At 49.2% G+C, this 6,181-nt stretch carries 5 protein-coding genes and 2 pseudogenes; 1 reads left to right on the top strand and 6 read right to left on the bottom strand.

What is annotated here, in order from left to right; genetic code table 11:
• Positions 1–152: 152 nt before the first annotated feature.
• Entirely contained in the window at positions 153–1,832 is a 1,680-nt protein-coding gene (locus CWI66_RS17060) for an IS1634 family transposase (protein WP_100732333.1), read from the bottom strand.
• A gap of 144 nt (positions 1,833–1,976) precedes the next feature.
• Between CWI66_RS17060 and CWI66_RS17065 the strand changes: the two are divergent.
• Positions 1,977–2,300, top strand: a pseudogene (locus CWI66_RS17065) (IS30 family transposase); the annotation flags it as partial.
• 90 nt (positions 2,301–2,390) lie between these two features.
• Here the strand turns inward: CWI66_RS17065 and CWI66_RS17070 are convergent.
• The 5 genes and pseudogenes from CWI66_RS17070 to CWI66_RS17090 form a co-directional block, all read right to left on the bottom strand.
• A complete protein-coding gene (locus tag CWI66_RS17070) occupies positions 2,391–2,627 on the bottom strand; it encodes a tautomerase family protein (protein WP_332868397.1) in 237 nt (78 codons plus the stop codon).
• Positions 2,628–2,631: 4 nt separating this feature from the next.
• Positions 2,632–3,534: a DMT family transporter gene (locus CWI66_RS17075; protein WP_096921784.1), complete on the bottom strand. Its 903-nt coding sequence runs from the start codon at positions 3,532–3,534 to the stop codon at positions 2,632–2,634.
• Positions 3,531–4,868 carry an aminotransferase-like domain-containing protein gene (locus CWI66_RS17080; protein WP_096921785.1) on the bottom strand — a complete coding sequence of 446 codons (1,338 nt, stop codon included), beginning with the start codon at positions 4,866–4,868 and terminating at the stop codon, positions 3,531–3,533. Before CWI66_RS17080 ends, CWI66_RS17075 begins: the two co-directional genes overlap by 4 nt.
• A 3-nt stretch (positions 4,869–4,871) precedes the next feature.
• Entirely contained in the window at positions 4,872–5,918 is a 1,047-nt protein-coding gene (locus CWI66_RS17085; protein WP_232710994.1) for a phytanoyl-CoA dioxygenase family protein, read from the bottom strand.
• Positions 5,845–6,181 (bottom strand): annotated as a pseudogene (locus CWI66_RS17090) (hypothetical protein); the annotation flags it as partial. The pseudogene CWI66_RS17090 and the gene CWI66_RS17085, both read right to left, overlap by 74 nt.

The following is a 6,181-nucleotide window of genomic DNA, read 5'->3' on the forward strand; positions in this document are numbered from 1 at the left end:
CGGTTGCCCAGGGTCTCAGCAGACCTGACGCAAGCGGCCATGATCCGGCTGTTGAAGCCACGCCGGGGAGCTGTGAAGACCATCACTCCCGAGTTCGACAGATAGAAGCGTAAGCCACTGATTAACCTGAAAACGCGTTTTCAAAATTGGCACTACAAGCGAGATGCAGTCGGTGCCGGCAGGCCAATCGCTTCGAAAAGGTCGCGTTGTTCAGGCTTCAGTTTGGTCAAGCCGCTCGCCGTCTCGCGACGGTGCAGCAGGACCTGGTGGAACTGAATCTTGCGGGCAATTTCCAGTGCCCGCGTCGGTGACAAGGGGTGATCGCTGGCCTTCAACCGCATTCGTAGCACCCGGTAAAGCACCAGCGCGAGGAAGCAGATCAGCGCATGGGCGCGGATACGATCCGGCAGCCGGTGGTAGACCGGTGCGATCTCGATGTCGCTCTTCAGCACCCGGAAGCCGCGCTCGATGTCTGCCAGCGCCCGGTAGCGCTCTACGATCTCCTGCGGGTCGTGGTCGGCCATGTTGGTGACCAGCAGCAGCTTGCCGTCCATCATCCTGGCGCGATCGAGCGCCCGCTGATCCAGGACATAGTTGAACGTCTCGGCGGTCAGATCGACCTTCAGGATATGCCCGAGGTGAGCGTCGGTGACGGCCTTGTAGAACCTGGCGGTGACGCCGGCATCCGAGAGCTTTCTGCCACGATAGCGCCGCCCGGCATCCTGATTGTCCAGTTTCTCGAACCACTGGCGCGCATCGGCCTGCAGCGCCTCGATCTTCTGATCGCGTGCCGCCGTCTGCGCCTTCGCGACCTCCGGCCGGTGCGCCACGATCAGCCGATGGTCCTGCCATGCCATCTCGCCGTAGGCTTCGCGTTCGGCGTCCTGGCAATGCGTCTGGTGAAACGCCTTCAGCAGCGCATCGAACTCGCCATAACGGCGTCCCGGCACCGCCAGGATAAATTCCAGAGGGCGACCCTCGATACGTACGGCGGACAGGGCGGCCAGATTGTCCAGCGAGAGCAGGCCACGGTCGGCGACCAGCACAACTCGACTCACGTTGAAGCGCTTGACCACCGTTTCGATGGTCGGCAGCAACGTGCGGGTTTCCGCGACATTGCCATCGAAGACTTCGTGGTGAATGGGCAAGCCTTCCGCCGTCTGCACGACACCGAGCATGAACTGGCGGGCGATGCCGCCCTCCTTCGAGGGACCGTATTGACGGAGATCACCGTCGAGTGAGGTACTGCCTTCTGCCCGAATCGTGGTGAGGTCGTAGAAGACGATCGAGAGTTCCTGGTCGATCAGTGGCTTGAGCTGCTGTGCCAGAACGTCATTGAGAGCTTCGCTGCAGTCCGACAGGGTATCCATGGTGCGCAGCAGATGCTGGTGACTGATCGAGGCCGTGTCGACGTCGGGCACCAGTACATCTTCCAGCCAGCGCAGCACCCCGAGCTTGGATTCCGGATCACACAGCCGATTGAACACCATGACCCGCAGCAGCCGCTCGGCATCGAACTGGCGCTTGCTACGCAAGACACGCCGGAAGGCGTCATCCAGGCCGAGCTCTTTCCAGAGTGACGTCAGCAGCCAGGTATCACCCACGGAACGCGCCGGCGCGAAGTCGGTCTCGCCGGTGCCTTCCTCGAGCGTCGGCTGGCCGGTGACGCGCAGCAGGCCATTGATCAGCGCGCTGGACTCCCCGGCGGTGACGGCTTCCAGGCGTCCCAGCGTCGCGATCACGCGTTGGCGCGGCTTGCCGGCCTCGTCGCGATAAGACTCGACGAGCTTCACGTAGCGGCGCGGACCGGATTTGGTGACTTTGACAAACATGTCACTACGATAGACCTCCCAATCTATGTCTGGCAAGACATCAAGAGAAAAACGTGTCACTACAAAGAATTCGGCAAGAGATGGCTAAGCTACTGAATTCTCATGCCATGAGTGCCGATTTCAGGCCGAAATCGGGCTGGAAGTGTCGAACTCGGGATCACTCTGGACAATGGCTCCGAGTTTGCCAGTCACGTCGCCGTTGGCCAGGCGGTCAGCGCAGATATCTACTTTTGTGACCCTTACTGCTCCGGCCAGCGTGGGAGCAACGAGAATACCAATGGCCTGATCAGGCAGTACTTCCCCAAGGGGACAGACTTCCGTCAGGTCACCGATGCCGAGCTGCGCAGGGTGGTCAGGAAGCTCAATGACCGCCCTCGAAAGCGACTCGGTTACCGGATACCGGCACAGGTGTTCCTGGGAGAGTACTCAGGAGCCCTGGACACAGCAGGTGTTGCACTTATTGCTTGAATCTAGGGCCGAAAACCCGCAATTGAGAATTAAGTATGTCCTATAATACTTGATGAAGAAACAAGGCAACGGCATTGGATGATATCCAAATTAACCCTTGGTATGCTTTGTGTCTATATGCAATAGACCCGCTTTGCCCCAGTTTTGGTCGTCATAATCTTGGAGGAATATTGTGACAGATTCCGGTTTGACATTATAGCTGTCGACAAATGCTTCGGTAATTTTCTTGATGAGCTCACGTTTTTGCTCCAACGTCCGGCCTGGAGACTGGGCGATAGTAACGACGGGCATAGATAGTTCCTTATTCGTGTATGAAATGTAGAAAATGTTGTTAGCTCTGCTCTCTTGACGGTTTTTTGATGCGCCACTCTAACTTAGAGACCATCAAAAAATTACCGAAGATGATAACGCCAACACCTGAAAAAGTAGTTGGATCCCAGTGGAAGTCTTCAAATAATGTGGAAATCAGTATCGCTACGACTGGGAAGGCCACCATGCAATATGCAGCCTTATTGATGCCGATCTTATTCACCAGAGTCAAATAAATAGTGAACCCTAGTACGGATGCAAAAGCTGAAAGGTAAAGTAGGCTGAGAATATATTGGTAAGTAAAACTGAACTTAAAGGGCGTTCCTGTGAGGATGACAGCTAACAATAAGATCAGAGCTCCGTACCCCATAGAATAACCATTGCTGGTTAGTGGAGTGATGCCTTTGGAACTGTTACGAATAGATATCATATTGCCAAATGAAAAAATCAATGTTCCCAGTAACGCGAATAGTATGCCAGTGAACAGATCTGCGCCGAAAATTTGCTGTGTCAGCTCACGCCAGAATAAAAGAATAATGCCTGCTACGCCAAAAAACATTCCTGCGAATTCACTCAGTGAGGTGTTCTGATGTAAGAATAGCCAACGGTTTATACTATTAAAAAGCAGCACTGTGGAAAAAATGATAGCGACAATTCCGCTGGGGATATATTGCGTGGCATGATAAAAGCATAAGAAATTTAAAGAAAAGAAACACACTCCTTGTCCAACAAACCAAAGATGGTCAATAGGTTTTGTTTTTTGTAATTTTTTAATAATAATTAGGCATGGGAGAAGCAGTAGGGCCGCGATTACGAAGCGGTAGAAAATAGAGGCCAGTATCGGTACGTCCCCCAACTGCATTTGAATGGCAATCCATGACGACCCCCATACCATAATGCAAGCGAAGTACAGAAAAGCGGTCATTTATACTCGTCTCCTTTACTTTGCTTATTAAAAGCTTTAGGCGTGTTTATAGCCATACATTCTTTTATAAAGTCACTCAACCGGATGACTCCTTCTTTGAGTTCCTCAGGGGTTAGATAGCTGAACGAGAGCCTGATTTCATTGGACTCTCTAGGCGGTGAGTAAAATATTTCCATGGGTGTCCAAAGAACACCATGCTGCTCAGCAGAGATTTTTAGCAGCGACAAATTAACTGGGAAAGGAAGCCTGAGCACTAGGAAAAAACCACCTTTAGGTCGATTCCATGATATTTGTGACCGTAAGTGGGATCCCTCGGGAAAGCTTGCGTCTAATTGATTTAGTAAATCGTCTAGATTATTTAGATAAAAATTTATTTTTGTTTTACAGTGGTGTCGAAGGTCCCCTTGGCACTCCAGTAGTACGCCGCCTACAATTGCTTGGCCAATAGGTGAAGTGTTGAGTGTAAGCATACTTTTTATCTTTGTTAATGCTAAGGATAATCGTCTGGAAACAATAAACCCCACCCGTACACCGGGAAATAATGTTTTAGAGAACGAACCGAGGTATGCAACGTGGTTATTATGCAGGTCGAGTGAGATCAAGGTAGGATTAATACTCCTCTCTGATCCGAAAATGCCATAAGGGTTGTCTTCTAACAAGGTTAGATTGTAATTGCGGGCAAGTTTGACCAACTCTTTGCGCTGATTAAGCGGTAGGGATATACCGATGGGGTTGCAGAAATCAGCATTGATGTAAAGGGCTTTGACTTTTCCCCCCTCTGCTTCTGTGGCTTGAATTTTTTCCTTAATTTCACTAATTTCCACACCGTGTTCATGGATATCGAATGTCTCAATGCGGATGTCCAACAATCTTGCTGCGCCAATAATGCCTACATAAACAGGTTGAGGAACTAGTAAAACATCGTCACTATCAGAAAAAAGAGCACGTAAAATTAGTAGCATTCCCTCCTGTGCACCAGACGTGACTACAATATCCTCTGGGGAGCAAGTAATACCGTCTGTTATATTCAGCATGTCAGCAATGAGTGCGCGAATATATCCTTCTGAGGGGCCGTATTGAAATAATTGAGTTATCACGCCGCTCTCTGAGCGATGCTCATTTTTCATAAGATGATCGATATAAATATTTATATAAAAGCTGATGTCGCCGAATTTAAAGTCCTTTTCTATAGGGCGACCAGGGGCGAACGATATTGCTTCAGGATATTGGCTGGCAATATCATTAAGGAACGTCATAGTGTTTAAGCATGGGTCAGTTAAAGATGAGTGAAGTATAAGTTCATCTCGGTTTGCCTGATGAGTCGACGCACCCATAACTTATTCCTTCCAGATTTTTGGGCAGAAGTCTGGATCAGTGTAATCCGGATTGCCTGCATGGTCTAAACGGCAGAAGTAATCATTATTATATTTTAACTTTGAGCCGTCGGCTAAAATATGCTGCTTGTAGCTATTAGCTCTATCTTGTAAGTGCAGAGAAGTTGAGACTCTATCAACTTTGCTGTAGTTAGGAGGGCTGCCATGGAAGGTATTACAGTTATGAAAGCTGATATGACCACGTTTTCCAACCATGGCGATTTTTCTGACCGTGTCGTCGTTGAGTTTGGCTGTTTCTTCCAGCATAGTTTGTAGTTCATCTACGCTGCGATTCCCAAAATGCTGAGTAATACTGTCATCGGCATCAATCTCCCGCCACCGGTTGCTGCCGTCAATCATTTCCAAAGCGCCCATATTTTCATAGCAGTCATAAAAATTGATAAAAGCCGTGAGAAGCTTGTTTGACGAGCAGGTCGACCAGTAGTGCGCATCTTTATGCCATGGAACCACTGGGCGGAACATTCCCTCTGCCTCAAACTCTCCCCGAGCAGGCTTGGTAATGAGAGCGCTATTCCATATTCTTATTTCATCGGTTTGTGCGAGACGTGCAGCGATGGCTCCAATGATTGGTTTTGTTAATAGTTTTCGAAAGGTGTAGCTTTCATAGTGAACATAGTCATTATTGCGGGCAACGTCTCCATCTTCTGGAACCCAATAAGCTAGGGTAGGAGGGATTGTTGGCAAATGCCTATCCCTTTTCCCCTCATAGTAATCGTGACTTTCCTTTACGAAAGCATTAAGTTCATCATCGGTAAAAATTTTCTCGGTTATGAACCAGCCGTGCTTTTGATAAAAACGTACGTCTTCATTACTAGGCAAGAGAGTTTTTTCTTGCGTGCTTAATTTAAATTTATCTGCACACATGTTGCAATCCTTTATATGTGTTTTATTGGACAGAGCCATTGCTGCATTTTTATTAATAAGAGTCACTTGCTTCAAGCTGTCGGAAAAGGTCTTCAACATTTTTTTCAGAGAAGCCTTCTTCTTCATTCCTTTCGATAAACTCAATCATAACGCCAGAGTTAGGGCAGCGAACGGTAAAACGCTGGATCAGATCGGAGCCTTTAATGATTTGGGTGCTAAATGTCAAGCCTTCGCTTTCTAGTTCTTTGCATACTCCCTCCACATTATCCACCTCAATGGCAATGTGCTGTGGGCCTGGACCGTATTCATTAACCTGAATCCGTGAAGCCGGCGCCGACACTTTCCCTATCACCGCCAGCGAGCACTTTTTGATCATTCGCCCCGTGCAA

It is taken from the genome of Halomonas sp. 141, from assembly GCF_002810305.1.
Lineage (GTDB): Bacteria > Pseudomonadota > Gammaproteobacteria > Pseudomonadales > Halomonadaceae > Vreelandella > Vreelandella stevensii.

Excerpts from the sequence above, each read along its gene's own strand:
- CWI66_RS17060 (WP_100732333.1), bottom strand. The coding sequence starts at position 1,832 with ATGTTTGTCAAAGTCACCAAATCCGGTCCGCGCCGCTACGTGAAGCTC.
- CWI66_RS17075 (WP_096921784.1), bottom strand. The coding sequence starts at position 3,534 with ATGACCGCTTTTCTGTACTTCGCTTGCATTATGGTATGGGGGTCGTCA.
- CWI66_RS17080 (WP_096921785.1), bottom strand. The coding sequence starts at position 4,868 with ATGGGTGCGTCGACTCATCAGGCAAACCGAGATGAACTTATACTTCAC.
- CWI66_RS17085 (WP_232710994.1), bottom strand. The coding sequence starts at position 5,918 with ATGAAGAAGAAGGCTTCTCTGAAAAAAATGTTGAAGACCTTTTCCGAC.